Genomic DNA, 19877 nt, shown 5'->3' with positions numbered 1-19877 from the left:
TCATGACGGCGCTACCCCACTTCCGACCCGCGAGGAGCCAACTGCTACCGGCCATGACCGCTATCGAATCCGCCTTTGCCAGCGCCCCATACCCGCCACGCCTCGACCTGGGGCCGCAGCTGACCCATGAGCAGCTGCGCACGTCGATGCAATCGACCATGAGTCTGCACCAGGGCGGGCCAGTGTGGTTGTTCGCTTATGGTTCGTTGATCTGGCGGCCGGAATGCACGGCGGTGGAGCGGGTGCGCGGCCGGGTTCACGGTTATCATCGCGGTTTGTATTTGTGGTCTCACGAACACCGTGGCACCCCTGAATTGCCGGGGCTGGTGTTTGGGCTGGATCGCGGCGGTTCGTGCAGCGGTTTTGCCTATCGATTGCCACAAGACAATCTTGAGGATTCGCTGTTTGCCTTGTGGCAGCGCGAGATGCCGTTCCCGTCCTATCGTCCGCACTGGCTCAGTTGCCGTCTCGAAGATGGCAGCCGGGTGCAGGCCTTGGGTTTCGTGCTGGAGCGACACCTGCCCAGCTATGCCGGCAACTTGCCGGATCATGTGCTGAGCCAAGTGTTCGAAAGCGCCTGTGGGCGCTATGGCACCACTCGCGATTATGTCGAGCAGACCATCCACGCCCTGCGCAGCCACGCCATGCCAGACCGGAATCTGGAGGCGCGGCTCAAACGCTGTAAATCAGCCCTGGATCAGGCCACCGCTTCGCGGCTCTGACTGGCGATTTGCTTGTGCCACAAGGTTGGCGCGAGGAACGCCATCGCCAGCAGGCAAGCACCCACCAGCAATACAAAACCACCGTTCCAGCCGAAATGGTCCACCGTGTAGCCCATGGCAGCACTGGCCGCGACCGAGCCGCCCAGGTAGCCAAACAGCCCGGTGAAACCTGCGGCGGTGCCAGCGGCCTTTTTCGGCGCCAGTTCCAGAGCCTGCAAACCGATCAGCATCACCGGGCCGTAGATCAGAAAGCCAATGGAAACCAGGGCGATCATGTCCACGGTCGGGTTGCCGGCCGGGTTCAGCCAGTACACCAGTGTCGCCACGGTCACCAGCGCCATGAACACCATGCCCGTCAGGCCCCGGTTGCCGCGGAAGATTTTGTCCGACATCCAGCCGCACAGTAACGTGCCGGGGATGCCTGCCCACTCATACAAAAAGTACGCCCAGGAGGTTTTATCCACCGTGAAGCCTTTGGCTTCCTTGAGGTAGGTGGGCGCCCAGTCCAGCACGCCGTAGCGCAGCAGGTAAACAAAGACGTTTGCCATGGCGATGTACCAGAGCATTTTGTTGCGCAGCACGTACTTGACGAAGATTTCCTTGGCGCTGAACTCGTTCTCGTGACTGGCGTCGTAGCCTTCCGGGTAATCGTTCTTGTATTTTTCGATCGGCGGCAGGCCTACCGATTGCGGGGTGTCGCGCATGGTCGCGAAGGCAAACAGCGCCACCAGTAGCGCCACGGCCGCCGGTACATAAAACGCCGCATGCCAGTCATTGAACCAGCCCATCCCCAGCAGGAACAGCGGCCCAATCAAGCCACCGCCGACGTTATGCGCCACGTTCCAGACGGACACCACACCGCCGCGTTCTTTCTGCGACCACCAGTGCACCATGGTCCGGCCACTGGGTGGCCAACCCATGCCCTGGGCCCAGCCATTGATGAACAGCAGGATGAACATCATGGTTACGCTGGATGTTGCCCAAGGCGCGAAACCGAAAATGAACATCACCCCCGCCGAGACCAGCAAACCGAATGGCAGGAAATAGCGCGGGTTGGAACGGTCGGACACCAGGCCCATCAGGAACTTCGAAAGCCCGTAGGCGATGGCAATGGCCGACATGGCCAGACCCAACTGACCCCGGGTGTAGCCCTCCTCGATCAGGTACGGCATGGCCAGGGAGAAGTTTTTGCGCAGCAGGTAATAACCGGCGTAGCCGATGAAGATGCCGGCGAAAATCTGCCAGCGAAGGCGTCGGTAGGTGCTGTCTATTTTTTCTTCAGGCAGGGGCGCCTGATGTACGGCAGGACGAAAGAAAGCAAACATTCAAGGGCTCCAGATTCTTGTTATGACTGCGGATGCGAATGTTACAGTTTCGTTACCGAAAATAGCATCGCTTCTCATCACTTAAACAATGGAAATTTCCCTGAATGAATGTTCTTAAATGAACATGTCGCGCAGAAATACGCCGATGGCGTTGTAGGACTGCCTTGTGAGGTAAGTAGATGCCGGGCGCCCGGCGCTTCGCCTTGATCGCCAGATTCAATCGTCACGCGGTCCGCCGCTTTTGGCACGCGGACCGCTTGATTGACTATCAACGCACCTGCACCACCACCTTCCCCACGGCCTTGCGCTGGCCCAGGTCATTGATCGCCTGGGCGGCGTTGCTCAATGGATACACCTGCGAGACCAGTGGCTTGAGCTTGCCTTCGGTGAACCAGTTGAACAGTTGCTGGAAGTTGGCGGCGTTGTCCTGGGGTTGGCGTTGGGCGAAGGAGCCCCAGAACACGCCGACCACGGCGGCACCTTTGAGCAGGGCCAGGTTTACCGGAAGCTCGGGGATGCGTCCGCTGGCAAAGCCGACCACCAATAGCCGGCCGTTCCAGGCGATGGCGCGAACGGCCTGATCAAACAGATCGCCGCCCACCGGGTCGTAAATCACATCGGCACCCTGGCCGTCGGTGAGGCGTTTGATTTCATCCTTGAGGCTGGTTTCGCTGTAGTTGATCAGTTCGTCGGCACCGGCAGCCTTGGCCACGGCCAGCTTCTCTGCACTGCTGGCGGCGGCAATCACCCGGGCGCCCATGGCCTTGCCGATCTCCACGGCCGCCAGGCCGACGCCGCCCGATGCACCGAGCACCAGCAGAGTTTCGCCGGGTTGCAGGTTGGCCCGTTGCTTGAGGGCATGCATCGACGTGCCGTAGGTCATGCTGAAGGCGGCGGCGGTGTTGAAGTCCATGGACGAAGGGATGGGCAACACGTTGTAGCCTGGCACGGCCACCTGTTCGGCAAAGCTGCCCCAGCCGGTCAACGCCATGACCCGGTCACCGACCTTCAGGTGGCTGACCTTTTCGCCCACGGCGCTGATGACGCCCGCTGCTTCGCCGCCGGGGGAAAACGGGAAGGGTGGTTTGAATTGGTATTTGCCCTCGATGATCAGCGTGTCAGGGAAGTTCACGCCGGCGGCATGCACGTCCAGCAGCACTTCGTTCTTCTTCGCGACGGGGCTGGCGACGTCTTCCAGCACCAGCGATTCGGCAGGACCGAATTCTTTGCACAGCACGGCTTTCATCAGGGCTATTCCTTTGGGAGTGATGGCCGATAAGTGTAGGTGTGAGAGTCAATGGGTCAACGAGCATGCCCTGCCCTGATAGCCGGCCATAAGCTTGTGCTTGAACGGCGGGTCGGTATGCTGGGCCGCAAACCGTATGAGGAGTCGAATGTGAAAGCGTGGATCATGTTGATGCTGGCCCTGTCGTTGCCTGTGACGGCAATGGCCGAGGAAGCCAAAGAAGGCGAGGCGCCGAAGGTCAGTTACATCACCCTCAGCCCGCCGTTCGTGGGCAACTATGGCTTGGACGGCTCGGCAAAGCTGAGGGTGTACAAGGCCGATGTGGCCCTGCGTGTCACGGGGGATGCCGCCGCTGCGGCGGTGAAGGCCAACGAGCCGCTGATCCGTAATCAGCTGGTTGCGCTGTTCGCCCAACAGACCACCGAGGCCATGAACAATATCGAAGCCAAGGAAAAACTGCGCCAGGAAGCCTTGAAGCAGACCCAGCAGATCATGAACGACGAAACCGGCAAGCCGATGGTGGATGACCTGTTGTTCAATAACCTGATCATTCAATAAACCCGCTCGATCGCAGCCTTTGGCAGTGCCCGGATCCCCAGGCGCTACCCAAGGCTGCTTTTTTTCGTCAAGACGCCAGGCTTTTGCGAAACCGGCCCAGGGCGATTGCGAAGAACAACAGCCCGATTGCCGCCAGTGCCAGCAGGTCTGGCCATACCACGCTCACGCCTGCATCACGGAACAGGATCGCCGCGCTGAGGCTGACGAAATGGGTCGAAGGCGAACCTTGCATCACCCATTGCAACCATTGCGGCATGCTGTCCAGCGGCGTGCTGCCGCCCGACAACAGCAGCATCGGAATGATGACCGGGATCGACAGTAAGCCGAACTGGGGCGTCGAACGGGCAAGGGTGGCGAGAAAAATACCCAGGGCGGTGCTGGCGAACAGGTAGAGCGCAGTCACCAGCAGGAATAGCAGCATGGAGCCGGCAAGCGGAACGCCCAGTGCGAACTTGACGATGATTTCCAGCGACGCCCAGGTACATAGCACCACCACCAGCATGTTGCTCCAGATTTTCGCCAGCATGATTTCCAAGGCCGTGAGCGGCAGCACCAGCAAGTGATCGAGGGTGCCGTGCTCGCGCTCGCGCAACAGCGCCGTGCCCGTCAGGATGATGGCCAGGATCGTGATGTTGTTGACGATCTGGATCACGGCCAGGAACCACCCGCCCTCTAGGTTGGTGTTAAACAGCGCTCGGGTGGTCAGCTTTACGGGCGTTTGTGCGCTTGCTTGTGCCTGCCCGCTGTAGGTCAGCAGTTCCTGTTGGAAAATCCGCCCGATGTAGCCGGCGCCCATGAACGCCTGGCTCATGGCTGTGGCATCAACGTTCAGTTGCAGCGCAGGCTCTCGTCCGGCGAGCAGATCGGCCTGGAAGTTGGCGGGCACGTTGATGACGAAGGTGTAGCGGCCATTGTCCATGACCTTGTCCAGTTCGGCGTAGGGCAGTGCCACCGGGCTCTGGAACTCCGGCGGTTGCAGGACCAGGGCCAATTGGCGTGAGAGATGGCTCTGGTCTTCGTCCACTATTGCGACACTGGCGTTGTGCACGCCGATCACCGAACCGGCGGCCGGCATGTAGATCGCCACGGTGAAGGCGTAGCCCAGGAACAGCAACAGAACGGAGTCGTAGCGCAGGCTGGTCAGTTCCTTGAGCCCAAGACGCCAGATATGTGAAAGCGTATGCATCAGGCCTCCTGCTTCTTCAGCATGATCAGGCTGAGCCCGGTGAAACCCAGGAAAAACCCGAACAACGCCAGGCATTGTGGCCATAGCTGGCGCAGATCAAGGGCCTTGGTGAAGGTGCCGACGGCGATGTCGAGGAAGTGCCCGGCGGGAAACAGCTGGCCCATCACCGAGGCTGCACCGTCCAGGGATGAGCGCGGCACGATCAGCCCTGAGAACTGGATGGTCGGGAGGCTGGTGATGATCATGGTGCCGAGGATCGCGGCGATCTGGGTGCGGGTGAATGCCGAGATCAACAGCCCCATGCTGGTGGTCGCCAGCACATAGAGCAGGCCGCCCAACGCCAGCGTCAGGGCGCTGCCCTTGAATGGCACGCCAAACAGCCAGCGGTTCATCGCGGTCAGCAGGGCCAGGTTGATCAGGCTTACCGCCAGGTAGGGCACTTGTTTGCCCAGCAGGAACTCCAGGCGGGTCAGCGGCGTAGCGTAGAAGTTGGTGATCGAGCCCAGTTCCTTTTCCCGCACGATGCCCAGCGCCGTCAACATGGCCGGAATGAATGCGAGGATCAGCGCCATGACCCCTGGGCCGATGGCGTTGACGCTGACCACGTCCTGGTTATAACGAAAGCGTGTCTCCAGCTTCGCGCTGGGTTGCCGGGTGGGCGCGTGACTGCTGGATTCAGCCAGTTGCTCAAGGTTGCCCTGGTGCACCGCCTGGACGTAGTTGCGACTGGTCTCGGCCCGAAACGGTATGCCGCCATCCAACCAGGCGCCCACTGTCGGTTGGCGGCCGGCGTAGAGGTCTCGACCGAAACCGGGGGGGATTTCCAGGGCCAGCTTGATCTCCGAGCGCTGCAAGCGTCGGTGTAGCTCCTTTGCATCGCGGATGATCGGTCGTTCTTCGAAGTAGCGTGAGCTGCGGAACGCCTCCAGGTAGGCACGGCTTTGCGGGCTCTGATCCTGGTCATACACGGCGAAGGCCAGTTTCTCCACGTCGAGGGAAATACCGAAGCCGAAGACCACCATCATGAACAATGCCCCCAGCAGGGCGAATGCCATCCGCACTTTGTCGCGCAGCAACTCCTTGCCCTCCCGACTGGCGACGGCCCACAGGCGACCGAGGCTCAGGCCGCGCCGGTCCCGGGGCGCGCCGGCGTTCTCGAGGGTCACGGGGGCGGCGTCTTGCTGCGTTTCGCCCTGGGCGTTTTCCAGGCAGGTGACGAACGCGGCTTCCAGCGTCTGACCGCTGAACTGCGCTTGCAAGGCCGCTGGCGTGTCGCAGGCCAGGACCTTGCCGGCGTGCATCAGCGAAATGCGATCGCAGCGCTGGGCCTCGTTCATGAAGTGCGTGGAAAGAAAAATCGTCACACCTTGCTCGCGAGACAACTCGATCAACAGTCGCCAGAAATCATCCCGCGCGGCCGGATCGACGCCTGAGGTCGGCTCGTCGAGGATCAGTACTTCCGGGCGATGCAAAACCGCCACCGCCAGGGACAGGCGCTGCCGCAGGCCCAGTGGTAGCGCCCCGGACGTTTGGTCCGCCAGTTCCTGGAGATTGAAGCGCTGGATAAGTTCATCGATGCGCTGGCGGCTGTCTGTAGTGGGCAGATCGAACAGCTTGGCGTGCAGCTCCAGGTTTTGGCGCACGCTCAGTTCGCCGTAGAGCGAAAAGCTCTGGGACATGAAACCCACCCGCTTGCGGGTGGCGAGGTCCTTGGCGTTGACCGGGTTGCCCAGCAGCCGGGCACTGCCTTCGCTGGCGGGGATCAGTCCGGTCAGCACCTTCATGGTGGTGGTCTTGCCGCAACCGTTGGAACCCAGGAAGCCAAAGATTTCACCGCGACCAATCGCGAAGCTGACGTTATCGACGGCGGTGAAATCGCCGAAGCGCAAGGTGAGATCGTGGGCTTGGATGGCAATGTCGGTAGTGTTGGCGGTCCTGGGGGGATCACCAGCGGGTCGGCGTCATGGCCGCTGCCGCCCTGGAAGTGGGTGAAGGCCGAATCGAGCTTGCCGTCCGGGGTGACCTTGGCCAGCTCCGCACTCAAGCCCTTGGCGATCAAGCGACCGTTGTCGAGCATCAGGCAGTGCTCGAATTGCTCGGCCTCTTCCATGTATGCCGTGGCGACCAGCAGGGTCAGTTGCGGTCTTTGCCGGCGCACGCTCTCTATCAGTTCCCAGAAGCGTCGCCGGGACAGCGGGTCCACGCCCGTGGTGGGTTCGTCGAGAATCAGCAGGTCCGGTTCATGGATCAGCGCACAACACAGGCCGAGCTTTTGTTTCATGCCGCCGGACAGTTTGCCTGCCGGACGGTCGGCAAAACGCTGCAGATCGGTGGCCAGCAGCAAGGTCCCCATGCGTTGTTCGCATTCTGCTCGCGATAGCCCGAACAATGTGCCGAAGAACCGAATGTTCTCGCCTATCGACAGGTCCGGGTAAAGGTTGCCCCCCAACCCTTGGGGCATGAAGGCAATGCGTCGGTAGAGAGTCTTGCGATGGCGTCGATCGTCAATCGAGGCGCCGAGCACATCCAGTTGGCCATGCTGGAGCTTCTTCACCCCGGCAATCAGCCCCAGCAGGCTCGATTTGCCGGCACCGTCCGGGCCGATCAGGCCACAGCGAGTGCCGGCGGGCAGGCTGAAGGCGATTTCGCTCAGCGCCACATGCTGGCCGTAGCGATGTTCGAGACCCGAGGCGTGCAATGCCTCGCCGGCGGTGGCGCTCATTTCAAGTTGGCCGGCCAGTCAATGGGCGCCGTGCGCACGTAACCGGCCCCGGGCATACCCGGTTTTGCCTGGGGCACTTCGCCGGGACGGGTCAGGTGCACTTTGACGCGGAACACCAGTTTCTGGCGCTCATCACGGGTTTCGACTTCCTTGGGGGTGAACTGGGATTTGGCCGCGACGAAGCTGACTTTGGCCGGTAGCGGCCGCTCGGGCAGGGCGTCGAGCAACAGTCGCGCTTCATCGCCTACCGCCAGTTTCCCGGCCACCGACGCCGGCAGGTAGAGGTTCATGTACTGGTCGCTCGGATCGATCATCAGCAATACTCGACCGCCGGCGCCGAGCACTTCACCTGGCTCGGCCAGGCGCAACTGGATCACGCCGTCGAGGGGGGCCCGCAAGGTGCTGTCATCTATTTCGCTGGTGAGCTGGGCCACCTGGGCCAGGGTCGCGCCGATGGCCGCATTCGCCGCCGATACCTGGGCCCGGGCGGCGTTGACCGCTGCGTTGGCGGTGTCGACGCGAGCTTGTTGCTGGTCGAGGATCTGGCCGCTGGCGTAACCGCGCTTGAACAGTTCCTGGGTCCGCTTGAGTTCTTGATGGGCGAGCAATTGTTCGCTCTGGCGCAGTTGCACGTTGGCTTCGGTGGCGGCGAGGTTCTGCCGGGCCCGGGTGACTTCGGCTTCGGCCTGGTTGCGCTGGGCCTCCAGGGTGCGGGTGTCCATGCGCGCCAGCACTTGGCCCTTGATGACGTTGTCGCCTTCGTCGACCTGAACGTCGGCCAGGCGCCCGGGTGTCTTGCTGGCGATCTGGACTTCGGTGGCCTCAAGGCGGCCATTGCCCATGCTCAAGCCTTCCGGCAGGCGATCCTGGCGTGACTTCCAATAGCCAAATCCACCGGCGGCCAGCAACAGAGCCATCAAGGCGAAGGCAAAAAAGCGAGAGGTACGATGGTTCGTCGACATGTCCGGCATCCTGCGGCTGTAGCATCGAAGTCTGCAGGATCAGCGACCGACCCCGCTTGATGTCCATCAACTCATCGGCGATCAGCGCAGCGCAATCACCGCTGCCCATTGTTCGGCCGTGACGGGCATCACCGACAGCCGTGAGCCTTTCTGCACCAGCGGCATTTCAGCCAGGGCGGTCTGTTGCTTGAGGTAGTCGAGCTTCAGCACGCGGGGGAATGTTTCGACGTGGGCCACGTCGATCGCGGTCCAGGGGTTTTTATCCGGCCCGGCCTTGGGGTCGAAGTAATGGCTGCCGGGTTCCAGCGCCGTTGGGTCAGGGTAGGCCGCGCGGACGATTTGGCCGATCCCGGCAATGCCTGGCTCGGGGCAACTGGAGTGGTAGAAAAAGAACGCATCGCCCACCGCCATGGCCCGCAGGAAGTTGCGCGCCTGGTAGTTGCGCACCCCGTCCCATCGCGCCTGGCCGAGCTTTTCCAGACCCTGGATGGACAATTCGTCGGGCTCGGATTTCATCAGCCAATAGGCCATGATTTCTACTCCTGGGCGGTAATTATAAAAAAAGTTCAGCGATCTTATGACAAACCGACAGTCGGTTGACGCCAGAGTTTGCGTGTTGCAGCAGGTTGCCGCAAAATGCCGGCCTTCCAAGCTTTACGCTGCTGCACGGCCAATAAGAAAACCGCTGCTGTCATCGTGTGTGATATGCCTTGAGGGGGGCAATCGATGAAACGCAAACCGGATTTGTTGTGGATCTTGGTCATTCTGTTCGGCCTGGGGGTCGTTACCACGGGATACGCCCAGAGTCTGTGGGCCAGCAAGACCGATACACCGATGGAAATCACCCAGCCCGCGCCTTCGCTCAAACGCTGAGCCGGTCTTGCGGACGCCGCTGTTTTCCTGCGGCGTCTACCCCGCGATGTACCAGTGCCGGTCGCTGACCGTTCCCTGCAGCGGCACGTCCCAGCTCGCCTGCGCCAACCGTTCGACTTTCTGACATTCATGGGCCAGTCCCAGCAGTGTCGGCTTGCGCCATTGCTTGCGTCGCGCCAGATACGCCAGGCTGCGGTCATAAAAGCCACCGCCCATGCCCAGCCGACCTCCCGCATCGTCAAACCCCACCAGCGGCAATAGCACCAGGTCCAGCGTCCAGACCTTGCGTTGCCGGGCGATGTTCATCCGCGGCTCCAGAATACGAAAACGATTGGGCCGCAGCTTTTCGCCGGGGCGGATGCGCTGGAACACCATCTTGGTCTGCGGCCATGGGCTCAGTACCGGCAGATAAGTGGCCTTGCCCCGGCGCTGAGCGGCGCGCAGCAACAGGCGCGGGTCGATCTCGCCATCGTTGGGCAGGTACAGGGCGATGTGTCTTGCCCGGCGAAACAGCGGGTGCTGGGCCAGTTGCCTGTAGAGCCCGCGAGCGGCTTCACGCTGCTGGGCAGGTGTCAGGGCGCGACGGGCCTGGCGTAGCAGGCGGCGGAGTTGCGGGCGCGGCAGCAGCGCGGGTTCGGTCATATCGATAATTCACGCAATCGGAGGCGACAGCACAGCGTAACCGCAAAACAGCGCGCTCAGAAATGCCTGCGCCAGACACAACAATGCCAGTCTTGATGACTGGCATTGTGAGAATCAGGCTCCCCGGATGAACCGCTGTCGGCTTAGCCCTTGAACCCGAAAGTTCAAGGTGGAAGTTGCAGGGGGCGTTAAGGCTTTCCGTCAAGCGGACATGCACACCGGCCCCAACGTGCAACTCCCGTGGTTGTGCGTATCGGCTCAGGGACATCACCAACTGGCAAGCACCCCAGGGAGTGACGCAAGTATACCCCAGGCAGCCTCGCGAATCAGCCCTTGCTGACGTCCGGGTCGGTGGCCAGTACCAGATCCACCCGATCGAGCAGGTCGCGCACCTGTTCACGGGTCGAGCCGCTGACTTGCACGTCCGGCGTATCCTGGCGGTGCAACAGCTCGTGGGTGATGTTCAAGGCAGCCATTACAGCAATGCGGTCGGCGCCGATGACTTTGCCGCTGCTGCGGATCTCGCGCATCTTGCCGTCCAGGTAACGGGCGGCGCTTACCAGGTTGCTGCGCTCTTCCTGGGGACAGATGATCGAATATTCTTTATCGAGGATCTGCACGGTTACGCTATTGCTTGAACTCATGAGTCTTGCTCCAGGGCCTTGAGGCGCGAAATCATCGATTCGACCTTACGCCGGGCGATTTCGTTTTTTTCAATGAGGTGCGCGCGTTCCTCGCGCCAGGTCTTTTCCTGAGCTAATAGGAGTCCGTTTTGGCTCTTAAGTTGCTCGACCCGCTCAATTAGCAATTCGAGTCTGGCCATCAGCGCTTGCAGGTCGGTGTCTTCCATTGTGTCCACTGAAGATTGTGTCTGATGGGGATAGGGTCGCACAGCCTCTGATAGTCTTGGCGAGTCTGTCGATGTAGGATACAAGGCCTCCATTCTAGACATAGCGCCGTCTGGCGCCTAGCTGCCCATGCCCATTCAGAATTCCCCGTATCAAGCGTTTGCCACCCTGCTGAGCACCAGCGGTCATCCTGTCTCGCCTGCTGAACTGCATGGCCTGTTGCTTGGGCGCAGTTGCGCCGGCGCCGGCTTCGATGCCGACGGCTGGCTGGCTGACGCCGCCGAGTTGCTGGAAGGCGAGCCGGCGGACAACGTGCGCAATGCGCTCATCGGCCTGCAGGAAATGGTCAAGGGTGAGTTGACCAGCGATGACATGACCGTCGTCCTGCTGCTGCCTACCGATGACGCTCCGCTGGCCGAACGCGCCGCAGCGCTGGGCCAGTGGTGCCAGGGCTTCCTCGCCGGCTTCGGCCTGACCCGCCGCGAATATGCGTTGAGTGACGAGGCCAAGGAAGTATTGCAAGACCTGGCGGCGATCTCTCAGGTCCAGGACGCCCTGGAAGAATCCGATGACGGTGAAAGCGACTACATGGAAGTGATGGAGTACCTGCGGGTCGCGCCATTGCTGCTGTTCACCGAAACCAAGAAAACCGCTGAACCGGCCGCCAAGCCGTCCTTGCACTGATTGCTTGAAAGGGAACACCGTCTGCCCATGATTCATATCCCGAAATCGGAATACAGCCGTCGCCGCAAGGCCCTGATGGCGCAGATGGAACCCAACAGCATCGCAATCCTGCCCGCCGCCGCCGTTGCCATTCGCAACCGCGACGTCGAGCACGTTTACCGCCAGGACAGCGACTTTCAATACCTCAGCGGCTTCCCCGAGCCGCAAGCGGTGATCGTGCTGATGCCCGGCCGGGCCCATGGCGAGTACATCCTGTTCTGCCGCGAACGCAACGCCGAGCGGGAGTTGTGGGATGGCCTGCGAGCCGGCCAGGAAGGGGCAATGCGTGACTATGGCGCCGACGATGCATTTCCCATCACCGACATCGACGACATCCTGCCGGGCCTGATCGAGGGCCGTGATCGGGTGTATTCGGCCATGGGCAGCAACCCGGAATTCGACCGGCACCTGATGGAGTGGATCAACGTGATTCGCTCCAAGGCCCATCTCGGTGCCCAGCCGCCGAACGAATTCGTTGCCCTGGATCATCTGCTGCACGACATGCGCCTGTATAAATCGGCGGCAGAGGTGAAGGTGATGCGCGAAGCGGCGCGGATTTCCGCCCAGGCGCACATCCGGGCCATGCAGGCCGCGCGCACGGGGTTGTACGAATACAGCCTGGAGGCCGAGCTGGATTATGAGTTCCGCAAGGGCGGGGCGAAAATGCCCGCCTACGGGTCGATCGTCGCGGCGGGTCGCAACAGCTGCATCTTGCATTACCAGCAGAACGACGCACTGCTCAAGGACGGCGACCTGGTATTGATCGACGCCGGTTGTGAAATCGACTGCTACGCCAGTGATATCACCCGTACCTGGCCAGTCAGCGGCAAGTTTTCGCCCGAGCAGAAGGCGATCTACGAAGTGGTGCTGGCCGCCCAGGAAGCGGCGTTCGCCGAAATTGCGCCGGACAAACACTGGAACCAGGCCCACGAAGCAACAGTGCGAGTCATTACCGAAGGGCTGGTGCGCCTGGGCCTGCTGGAGGGCGAGGTGGACGAGTTGATCGCCAGCGAAGCCCACAGGGCCTTCTACATGCACCGCGCCGGCCACTGGCTGGGCATGGACGTGCACGACGTTGGCGAGTACCGGGTCGGCGGCGAATGGCGGGTACTGGAAGTCGGTATGACGTTGACCGTGGAGCCGGGTATCTACATCGCCCCGAACAACCGCAACGTAGCGAAAAAATGGCGCGGCATTGGCGTGCGCATCGAGGATGACGTGGTAGTGACCAAAACCGGTTGTGAAATCCTGAGTCACGGCGTACCCAAGACGGTCGCCGAAATCGAGGCCCTGATGGCCGCCGCCCGGGCTGATGCGGCATGAGCCGGGTCAATCTGGCGATCGTCGGCGGTGGCCTGGTAGGCGCGAGCCTGGCCCTGGCCCTGCAAGCCGGCGCCAAGGCCCGGGGTTGGAAGATCATGCTGATCGAACCCTTCGCTCCCGGCGATGCCTGGCAGCCGAGCTACGATGCCCGTTCCTCGGCCTTGTCGTTCGGGTCCCGGCAGATTTATCAACGCCTGGGTATCTGGCAGGAAGTTTCTCGTCGCGCCGAGCCGATCAAGCAGATCCACGTGTCTGATCGCGGGCGATTTTCCACGGCGCGGTTGTCGGCCATGGAAGAAGGGGTGCCGGCCCTGGGGTATGTGGTGGAAAACGCCTGGCTCGGCCAGTGCCTGTGGCAAGGGTTGGACACCGAGGTGGTCAGTTGGCACTGTCCGGCACAAGTCACCCGGATGGAGCCCATGGTCGGCGGCTATCGCCTGACGCTCGATGACGAAACCACCTTGGAATGCGACCTTGCCGTGCTGGCTGACGGTGGTCGTTCCAGCCTGCGCGAACAGCTGGGTATTGGCGTGCGCAATCGACCTTATGGGCAGAGCGCGCTGATTGCCAACATCACACCCGGCGAAGCCCATAACGGCATGGCCTTCGAGCGCTTCACCGACGACGGCCCGATGGCCTTGTTGCCGCTGCCGGAGAACCGTTGCGCGCTGGTCTGGACCCGTCAGGGCATGGATGCGCAACGTCTGGCGGCCCTGGATGAGCGCAGCTTCCTCAGCGAATTGCAGGGCGTGTTCGGTTATCGCCTGGGCACCCTGAAACAAGTGGGCGCTCGGCATCTTTATCCGTTGGCGCTGGTGGAAGCCGAAGAACAGGTCCGCCCGCATCTGGCGATCCTGGGCAACGCGGCCCACAGTCTGCATCCAATTGCCGGCCAGGGGTTCAACCTGTCCCTGCGCGATGCCCAGGCCCTGGCCGACGCCTTGCTCGACAGCGACAGCGCGCCGGGGGATTTCGCCGTGCTGCAAGCCTATCGCGAGCGTCAGCGGATGGATCAGACGCTGACCGTCGGGTTTTCCGACCAGGTTACGCGGCTGTTCAGCAGCAATCTGCCGCTGGTGTCCCTGGGCCGCAACCTTGGCCTGCTGGGGCTCGACCTGCTGCCTCCGGCCAAGCGCTGGTTCGCCCGCCAGGCCATGGGGTTGGGGACGCGTCCCGATGCGTGAGGCTTGGTTCGATCATTTTTCTCATGGGCGACTCATGTCGCCAGCACAACAGGCTTAAAGCATGGAATTGCGTGCAGATCTGCTGATTGTCGGCGCCGGAATGGTCGGCAGCGCCCTGGCGCTGGCGTTGCAGGGCAGTGGCCTGCAAGTGTTGTTGCTCGACGGCAGCCCGATGAGCGTCAAACCCTTCGATCCCCAGGCTGCCTTCGAACCCCGGGTCAGTGCCTTGTCGGCGGCGAGCCAGCGGATACTTGATCGTCTTGGGGTCTGGGACGGCATTATCGCCCGGCGCGCCAGTCCTTATACCGACATGCACGTCTGGGACGGCAGCGGCACCGGGCAGATCCACTTCTCGGCGGCCAGCCTGCATGCCGAGGTCCTGGGGCACATCGTCGAAAACCGCGTTGTGCAGGATGCCCTGTTGGACCGCCTGCATGACTGCGATCTGGGTCTGCTGGCCAACGCGCGGCTTGAGCAGATGCGCCGCTCCGGCGATGACTGGTTGCTGACCCTGGCCGATGGCCGCACCCTGCGGGCACCGCTGGTGATCGCCGCCGACGGTGCGAACTCCGCCGTGCGTCGCTTGACGGGGGTTGCGACCCGGGAATGGGATTACCTGCACCACGCCATCGTAACCAGTGTGCGCAGCGCCCGGCCTCATCGGATGACCGCATGGCAGCGCTTTACCGATAACGGTCCCTTGGCATTCCTGCCTCTGGAGCGCGACGGCCTGCACGATTGGTGCTCGATCGTCTGGTCCACCACCCCTGGCGAGGCACAGCGGTTGATGGCACTTGAGGAAGCGGATTTCTGCAACGAGCTGGAGCGGGCCTTCGAAGGTCAACTGGGGACGGTGCTGAGCGCCGATTCGCGCTTGTGCGTACCGCTGCGCCAGCGCCATGCCAAGCGCTACGTGGCCGAAGGGCTGGCGCTGATCGGCGATGCGGCCCACACCATCCATCCGCTGGCCGGACAGGGGGTGAACCTGGGTTTCCTGGATGCCGCCGTCCTGGCCGAAGTGCTGTTGCAGGCGGCCGGGCGCGGTGAACGGCTGGCGTACGTGAAGGTACTGAGCCGCTACGAACGCCGACGCATGCCCCATAACCTGGCGCTGATGGCCGCGATGGAAGGGTTTGAGCGGCTGTTCCAGGCCAATCCGTTGCCGGTGCGTTGGCTGCGTAATACCGGGCTGAAACTGGTGGACGGTCTGCCCGAGGCCAAGGCGTTGTTCGTACGTGAGGCGTTGGGGTTGACCGGGGATTTGCCGGATTTGGCCAAGGTCTGAGAGATGGGTTGGGGCTTATGGCCCTATCGCGGGCAAGCCTTGCTCCCACAAGCTCTTGCTTCCACAGGGGCAATGTGGGACGGAGCTTTTGTGGGAGCACGGCTTGCCCGCGATGGCGGACGCAAAAACACAGCACCTCTCATAGTTGCAACATTTTGAAACGTGTCTGGACACTGTTCGATTGAGAAGGCAAATGTGAGTCCTTATCATTCGCGCACTTATAACAATCGAGAGACCGCTCCCATGTTGGCACCCAAGCGTCTGCTGTCCGTCCTCGCCTTGACCCTGATCGGCGCTACCGCCGCCCAGGCTGCCGATGAGGTAGTGGTCTACTCCTCGCGTATCGATGAGCTGATCAAGCCGGTTTTCGATGCCTACACCAAAAAGACGGGCGTCTCGGTGAAGTTCATCACCGACAAGGAAGCGCCATTGATGCAGCGGATCAAGGCCGAGGGTGAAAACGCCACCGCGGATCTGTTGCTGACCGTCGACGCCGGCAACCTCTGGCAGGCCGAGCAGATGGGGATTCTCCAACCGTTCACTTCCAAGGTGATCGACGCCAACATCCCGGCCCAATACCGCGCGTCTTCCCATGCCTGGACCGGCCTGAGCCTGCGGGCGCGGACCATTGTTTACTCCACCGACCGGGTCAAACCGAGCGAACTGACCACCTATGAAGCCCTGGCGGGTAAAGAGTGGGAAGGCCGCCTGTGCCTGCGCACCTCGAAGAAGGTCTACAACCAGTCCCTGACCGCCACCCTGATCGAAACCCACGGCGCGGAAAAAACCGAAGAAATCATCAAGGGCTGGGTCAAGAACCTGTCCACCGATGTGTTCTCCGATGACACGGCACTGCTTGAAGCCATCAATGCCGGGCAGTGCGACGTCGGTATCGTCAACACTTACTACTTTGGTCGCCTGCACCAGCAGAAGCCGGACCTGAAGGTCAAGCTGTTCTGGCCGAACCAGGCCGACCGTGGCGTGCACATCAATCTCTCGGGCATCGGCCTGACCAAATACGCACCGCACCCGGAAGCCGCGAAGAAACTGGTGGAGTGGATGACCACGCCCGAAGCCCAGAACATCTTTGCCGACGTGAACCAGGAGTTCCCGGCCAATCCGAACGTGGAGCCTTCCAAGGAAGTCGCCGCCTGGGGCAAGTTCAAGGCTGACACCCTGCCGGTTGAAGTGGCGGGTAAACGCCAGGCCGAAGCTATCCGCTTGATGGATCGCGCTGGCTGGAACTAAAAAAGCACTCAAGATCGCAGCCTGCGACAGCTTCTACAGGGGATCGCGTTCCAATGTAGAAGGTGGCGCAGGCTGCGATCTTTTTTTTTGCGGTTTAATAGGCGTTTGCTGACTGCCCCGAGATTCCCCCTTGACCCACCCCGTCCAACGCCGCTGGTACCCTCTGGTTTTTGCTATCGCCGCGCTGGTGCTGTTGCCCTTGAGCGTCCTGCTGCTGTCCTGGCAAAACATCGATCAGCAAATCTGGTCCCACCTGTGGGATACCCAGATGCCACGCTTGTTGGGCAACACCCTGACGCTGATCGTCGGTGTGGGTGTTGGTGTAACGTTGCTGGGCGTCAGCCTTGCCTGGCTCACCAGCCTGTGTGAGTTCCCCGGGCGACGCTGGCTCGACTGGGCGTTGATGTTGCCGTTTGCGATTCCGGCCTACGTGCTGGCGTTTGTCTTCGTGGGCCTGCTGGACTTTGCCGGTCCGGTGCAGACATTGATGCGCGAATGGTTCGGCAGCAACCTGCGCCTGCCCCGGGTACGCTCCACCGGCGGAGTGATCCTGGTGCTGGTCCTGGTCTTTTACCCTTACGTTTATTTGCTGGCGCGAAGTGCGTTCCTGGCCCAAGGCAAGGGATTGATGGAAGCGGCCCGGGTGCTCGGGCAGTCGCCGTGGCAGGCGTTCTGGCGAGTGGCGTTGCCGGTGGCCCGACCGGCCATTGGTGCTGGCGTGGCGCTGGCGTTGATGGAAACCCTGGCGGATTTCGGCGCGGTGTCGGTGTTCAACTTCGACACCTTCACCACGGCCATCTACAAAACCTGGTACGGCTTCTTCAGCCTCTCCAGCGCCGCGCAACTGGCCAGCCTGTTGCTGCTGGCGGTGATGCTGGTGCTTTACGGCGAACGCCGCGCCCGAGGCGCCCAGCGGGCGAGCAACGAGCGACCCCGGGTCAAGGCGCTTTATCACTTGCGCGGTCTCAAGGCGGTGGCGGCCAGCGGCTGGTGCGCCCTGGTGTTTGCCTGCGCATTTGTTATTCCGATGCTGCAACTGCTGGTGTGGTTCTGGCAGCGCGGCCGGTTCGATCTGGATGAGCGTTATGCCGGGCTGATCGTCCATACCCTCTATCTGGGTGGGCTCGCGGCACTGGTCACCGTTTGCGTCGCCTTGCTGTTGGCCTTCGCTCGACGCCTGGCGCCGACCCGTCCCATTCGCGCCGGTGTCGGCCTGGCGAACCTGGGCTACGCCTTGCCCGGTTCGGTGCTGGCGGTATCGATCATGCTTGCCTTCAGTTATTTGGACCGCGAACTGGTCATCCCCCTGTCAACGCTACTTGGCGGTGCCGGCAAACCGTTGCTGTTGGGCAGCCTGTCGGCCCTGCTGCTGGCCTATCTGGTGCGCTTTTTGGCCGTGGCCTACGGTCCACTGGAAAGCAGCCTCGCGCGAATCCGTCCTTCTTTGCCTGAAGCAGCACGCAGCCTTGGGGTCAGTGGGCCGCGACTGTTTTTCAAAGTGTATCTGCCGTTGCTGTTGCCGGGCACCTTGAGTGCGGCGTTGCTGGTGTTCGTCGATGTGCTCAAGGAAATGCCCGCGACCCTGCTGATGCGCCCGTTCGGCTGGGACACGCTGGCGGTACGGATCTTTGAAATGACCAGTGAAGGGGAGTGGGCCCGGGCCGCGTTACCGGCGCTGACCCTGGTGCTGGTGGGGTTGTTGCCGGTCATCGGATTGATACGACGCTCGGCCCATCGAAACAGCTAGGTGTCAGTCCTACATCATGCGGCTACAATGCGCGGCATTCGGTGCGGTCCGTCTGTCGGACCGGGCAACTGATAGCGTCTGAAAACGTTTTTGGCGTTCACGCTGTGCAGTGCTCGTCCGCACCTTCGCCAAGCCCGGAAGGAGACACCCATGGGACAGCGTACGCCTCTGTATGACCTTCATCTCGCCCTCGGCGCGAAGATGGTCGATTTTGGCGGTTGGGATATGCCTTTGCATTACGGCTCGCAGGTTGAGGAGCACCATCAGGTGCGTCGCGACTGCGGTGTGTTCGATGTATCCCACATGACCGTTATCGATGTCGCCGGTCCCCAGGCCAAGGTCTGGTTGCAGCGCTTGCTGGCCAACGATGTCGATCGCTTGCAGGACACGGGACGTGCCTTGTACAGCACCATGCTTAACGAGCGCGGCGGCATCGTCGACGACATGATCATTTATCGGGTCGAGCACGGCTATCGGCTGGTCTTCAACGCCTCGACCCGCGATCAGGACCTGGCCTGGATGCAGGCGCAACTCGGTGAATACGATGTGCACCTGCTTGAACGCCCCGAACTGGCAATGCTGGCGATCCAGGGCCCCCAGGCCCGGCACAAGATTGCCGAACTGCTTTCGCAATCGCGCGGCCAACTGATCCAGCAACTCAAGCCTTTCGAAGGCCGTGCCGACGGTGACTGGTTCATCGCCCGTACCGGCTACACTGGCGAAGATGGCCTGGAAATCGTCCTGCCTGCCCACGAAGCCCCGAGTTTTTTCAATGATCTGGTGGGCGCCGGCATTTCTCCCATCGGCCTTGGCGCTCGCGATACCTTGCGTCTGGAAGCTGGCATGAACCTGTATGGCCAGGACATCCACCAGGACGTTTCTCCGCTGGCCTCGAACATGGCCTGGAGCATCGCCTGGGAACCGGCGAGCCGTCAGTTCATCGGGCGCAGTGCTCTGGAAGCCGAGCTGGCCGGCGGTGTACAGCAAAAGCTGGTGGGCCTGGTGCTGGAAGAACGCGGCGTTCTGCGCGCTCATCAGGTGGTCCGCATCGCCGATGTTGGCGAAGGGGAGATCACCAGTGGTAGTTTTTCTCCTACGCTTAGCAAGTCAATTGCCTTGGCACGCGTTCCGATGGCCACCGCCGATCGTGCCGAGGTGGAAATTCGTGGTAAGTGGTACCCGGTACGAGTGGTCAAGCCGACCTTCGTCCGCCATGGCAAAACCCTGATTTAACCTTTTGCGGCGGGCCGCTGACCGCTGACACTTCTCTTGAGGACACAGAA

General features: G+C 61.8%; 18 protein-coding genes, 1 other RNA gene and 1 pseudogene. 10 read left to right on the top strand and 10 right to left on the bottom strand.

The annotated features are described in order from the left end of the window. The first annotated feature begins 53 nt into the window (after positions 1-53). Positions 54-722, top strand: coding sequence for a gamma-glutamylcyclotransferase (locus tag GKKCFE_RS24600; protein WP_047226092.1), 669 nt, complete (start codon positions 54-56; stop codon positions 720-722). Here GKKCFE_RS24600 and glpT read toward each other — a convergent pair. Then, positions 698-2047 (bottom strand): glycerol-3-phosphate transporter, encoded by a 1350-nt coding sequence (glpT, locus tag GKKCFE_RS24595; RefSeq protein ID WP_445577209.1) that lies wholly within the window; start codon positions 2045-2047, stop codon positions 698-700. The two genes, GKKCFE_RS24600 and glpT, sit on opposite strands and share 25 nt — an antisense overlap. Positions 2048-2315: 268 nt before the next feature. Further along, positions 2316-3293 (bottom strand): NADPH:quinone oxidoreductase family protein, encoded by a 978-nt coding sequence (locus tag GKKCFE_RS24590; protein ID WP_445577208.1) that lies wholly within the window; start codon positions 3291-3293, stop codon positions 2316-2318. A 150-nt stretch (positions 3294-3443) separates the two neighbouring features. Between GKKCFE_RS24590 and GKKCFE_RS24585 the strand changes: the two genes are divergently transcribed. After that, positions 3444-3851, top strand: a complete 408-nt coding sequence (locus GKKCFE_RS24585) for a flagellar basal body-associated protein FliL (RefSeq protein ID WP_047226193.1) — start codon at positions 3444-3446, stop codon at positions 3849-3851. A 67-nt stretch (positions 3852-3918) separates the two neighbouring features. Here the strand turns inward: GKKCFE_RS24585 and GKKCFE_RS24580 are convergent, their stop codons facing one another. From GKKCFE_RS24580 to GKKCFE_RS24565, 4 genes and pseudogenes are all read right to left on the bottom strand, one after another. Then, a complete protein-coding gene (locus GKKCFE_RS24580; RefSeq protein WP_445577207.1) occupies positions 3919-5037 on the bottom strand; it encodes an ABC transporter permease in 1119 nt (372 codons plus the stop codon). Beyond that, positions 5037-7759 (bottom strand): annotated as a pseudogene (gene rbbA, locus GKKCFE_RS24575) (ribosome-associated ATPase/putative transporter RbbA). Before rbbA ends, GKKCFE_RS24580 begins: the two are co-directional and overlap by 1 nt. Continuing rightward, positions 7756-8721: an HlyD family secretion protein gene (locus tag GKKCFE_RS24570; protein WP_445577206.1), complete on the bottom strand. Its 966-nt coding sequence runs from the start codon at positions 8719-8721 to the stop codon at positions 7756-7758. Before GKKCFE_RS24570 ends, rbbA begins: the two are co-directional and overlap by 4 nt. Before the next feature lie 81 nt (positions 8722-8802). Then, complete coding sequence (locus tag GKKCFE_RS24565; RefSeq protein WP_445577205.1) at positions 8803-9252, bottom strand: EVE domain-containing protein; 450 nt, start codon at positions 9250-9252, stop codon at positions 8803-8805. Positions 9253-9447: 195 nt separating this feature from the next. Here GKKCFE_RS24565 and GKKCFE_RS24560 point away from each other — a divergent pair, with 195 nt between their 5' ends. Further along, positions 9448-9594: a hypothetical protein gene (locus GKKCFE_RS24560; RefSeq protein ID WP_092395219.1), complete on the top strand. Its 147-nt coding sequence runs from the start codon at positions 9448-9450 to the stop codon at positions 9592-9594. A 36-nt stretch (positions 9595-9630) separates the two neighbouring features. Here the strand turns inward: GKKCFE_RS24560 and GKKCFE_RS24555 are convergent, their stop codons facing one another. The 4 genes from GKKCFE_RS24555 to GKKCFE_RS24540 form a co-directional block, all read right to left on the bottom strand. After that, positions 9631-10236: a 5-formyltetrahydrofolate cyclo-ligase gene (locus tag GKKCFE_RS24555; protein ID WP_047226085.1), complete on the bottom strand. Its 606-nt coding sequence runs from the start codon at positions 10234-10236 to the stop codon at positions 9631-9633. A gap of 116 nt (positions 10237-10352) precedes the next feature. Continuing rightward, positions 10353-10532, bottom strand: a non-coding RNA gene (ssrS, locus tag GKKCFE_RS24550) — 6S RNA. Positions 10533-10562: 30 nt separating this feature from the next. Then, positions 10563-10880, bottom strand: a complete 318-nt coding sequence (locus GKKCFE_RS24545) for a cell division protein ZapA (RefSeq protein WP_047226084.1) — start codon at positions 10878-10880, stop codon at positions 10563-10565. Next, the gene (locus GKKCFE_RS24540) at positions 10877-11086 is read right to left on the bottom strand and encodes a TIGR02449 family protein (RefSeq protein ID WP_030138125.1); all 210 of its coding nucleotides are present in this window, start codon (positions 11084-11086) and stop codon (positions 10877-10879) included. Before GKKCFE_RS24540 ends, GKKCFE_RS24545 begins: the two co-directional genes overlap by 4 nt. 127 nt (positions 11087-11213) lie before the next feature. Between GKKCFE_RS24540 and GKKCFE_RS24535 the strand changes: the two genes are divergently transcribed. The 7 genes from GKKCFE_RS24535 (at position 11214) to gcvT (ending at position 19827) form a co-directional block, all read left to right on the top strand. Next, entirely contained in the window at positions 11214-11768 is a 555-nt protein-coding gene (locus tag GKKCFE_RS24535; RefSeq protein WP_047226083.1) for a YecA/YgfB family protein, read from the top strand. 27 nt (positions 11769-11795) lie between these two features. After that, positions 11796-13130 carry a Xaa-Pro aminopeptidase gene (gene pepP / locus GKKCFE_RS24530; protein ID WP_047226082.1) on the top strand — a complete coding sequence of 445 codons (1335 nt, stop codon included), beginning with the start codon at positions 11796-11798 and terminating at the stop codon, positions 13128-13130. Beyond that, positions 13127-14314: a 2-octaprenyl-6-methoxyphenyl hydroxylase gene (gene ubiH / locus GKKCFE_RS24525; RefSeq protein ID WP_160893860.1), complete on the top strand. Its 1188-nt coding sequence runs from the start codon at positions 13127-13129 to the stop codon at positions 14312-14314. The genes pepP and ubiH overlap by 4 nt, the downstream gene beginning before the upstream one ends. A 67-nt stretch (positions 14315-14381) precedes the next feature. Beyond that, positions 14382-15599, top strand: coding sequence for a 2-octaprenyl-3-methyl-6-methoxy-1,4-benzoquinol hydroxylase (locus GKKCFE_RS24520; RefSeq protein ID WP_445578067.1), 1218 nt, complete (start codon positions 14382-14384; stop codon positions 15597-15599). 243 nt (positions 15600-15842) lie between these two features. Then, positions 15843-16847: an extracellular solute-binding protein gene (locus GKKCFE_RS24515; protein WP_076383055.1), complete on the top strand. Its 1005-nt coding sequence runs from the start codon at positions 15843-15845 to the stop codon at positions 16845-16847. 130 nt (positions 16848-16977) lie between these two features. Further along, positions 16978-18594: an ABC transporter permease gene (locus GKKCFE_RS24510; RefSeq protein ID WP_047226078.1), complete on the top strand. Its 1617-nt coding sequence runs from the start codon at positions 16978-16980 to the stop codon at positions 18592-18594. Between the two features lie 150 nt (positions 18595-18744). Continuing rightward, positions 18745-19827 (top strand): glycine cleavage system aminomethyltransferase GcvT, encoded by a 1083-nt coding sequence (gcvT, locus tag GKKCFE_RS24505; protein WP_445577204.1) that lies wholly within the window; start codon positions 18745-18747, stop codon positions 19825-19827. The last annotated feature ends 50 nt before the right edge of the window (positions 19828-19877 follow it).

The sequence above is a fragment of the Pseudomonas sp. E141 genome (assembly GCF_052659885.1).
Note: the sequence above shows the minus strand (reverse complement) of the source record. Positions and strands in the feature narration are given on the sequence as shown.

Excerpts from the sequence above, each read along its gene's own strand:
- GKKCFE_RS24600 (WP_047226092.1), top strand. The coding sequence starts at position 54 with ATGACCGCTATCGAATCCGCCTTTGCCAGCGCCCCATACCCGCCACGC.
- glpT (WP_445577209.1), bottom strand. The coding sequence starts at position 2,047 with ATGTTTGCTTTCTTTCGTCCTGCCGTACATCAGGCGCCCCTGCCTGAA.
- GKKCFE_RS24590 (WP_445577208.1), bottom strand. The coding sequence starts at position 3,293 with ATGAAAGCCGTGCTGTGCAAAGAATTCGGTCCTGCCGAATCGCTGGTG.
- GKKCFE_RS24580 (WP_445577207.1), bottom strand. The coding sequence starts at position 5,037 with ATGCATACGCTTTCACATATCTGGCGTCTTGGGCTCAAGGAACTGACC.
- GKKCFE_RS24570 (WP_445577206.1), bottom strand. The coding sequence starts at position 8,721 with ATGTCGACGAACCATCGTACCTCTCGCTTTTTTGCCTTCGCCTTGATG.
- GKKCFE_RS24565 (WP_445577205.1), bottom strand. The coding sequence starts at position 9,252 with ATGGCCTATTGGCTGATGAAATCCGAGCCCGACGAATTGTCCATCCAG.
- GKKCFE_RS24560 (WP_092395219.1), top strand. The coding sequence starts at position 9,448 with ATGAAACGCAAACCGGATTTGTTGTGGATCTTGGTCATTCTGTTCGGC.
- GKKCFE_RS24555 (WP_047226085.1), bottom strand. The coding sequence starts at position 10,236 with ATGACCGAACCCGCGCTGCTGCCGCGCCCGCAACTCCGCCGCCTGCTA.
- GKKCFE_RS24545 (WP_047226084.1), bottom strand. The coding sequence starts at position 10,880 with ATGAGTTCAAGCAATAGCGTAACCGTGCAGATCCTCGATAAAGAATAT.
- GKKCFE_RS24540 (WP_030138125.1), bottom strand. The coding sequence starts at position 11,086 with ATGGAAGACACCGACCTGCAAGCGCTGATGGCCAGACTCGAATTGCTA.
- GKKCFE_RS24535 (WP_047226083.1), top strand. The coding sequence starts at position 11,214 with ATGCCCATTCAGAATTCCCCGTATCAAGCGTTTGCCACCCTGCTGAGC.
- pepP (WP_047226082.1), top strand. The coding sequence starts at position 11,796 with ATGATTCATATCCCGAAATCGGAATACAGCCGTCGCCGCAAGGCCCTG.
- ubiH (WP_160893860.1), top strand. The coding sequence starts at position 13,127 with ATGAGCCGGGTCAATCTGGCGATCGTCGGCGGTGGCCTGGTAGGCGCG.
- GKKCFE_RS24515 (WP_076383055.1), top strand. The coding sequence starts at position 15,843 with ATGTTGGCACCCAAGCGTCTGCTGTCCGTCCTCGCCTTGACCCTGATC.
- gcvT (WP_445577204.1), top strand. The coding sequence starts at position 18,745 with ATGGGACAGCGTACGCCTCTGTATGACCTTCATCTCGCCCTCGGCGCG.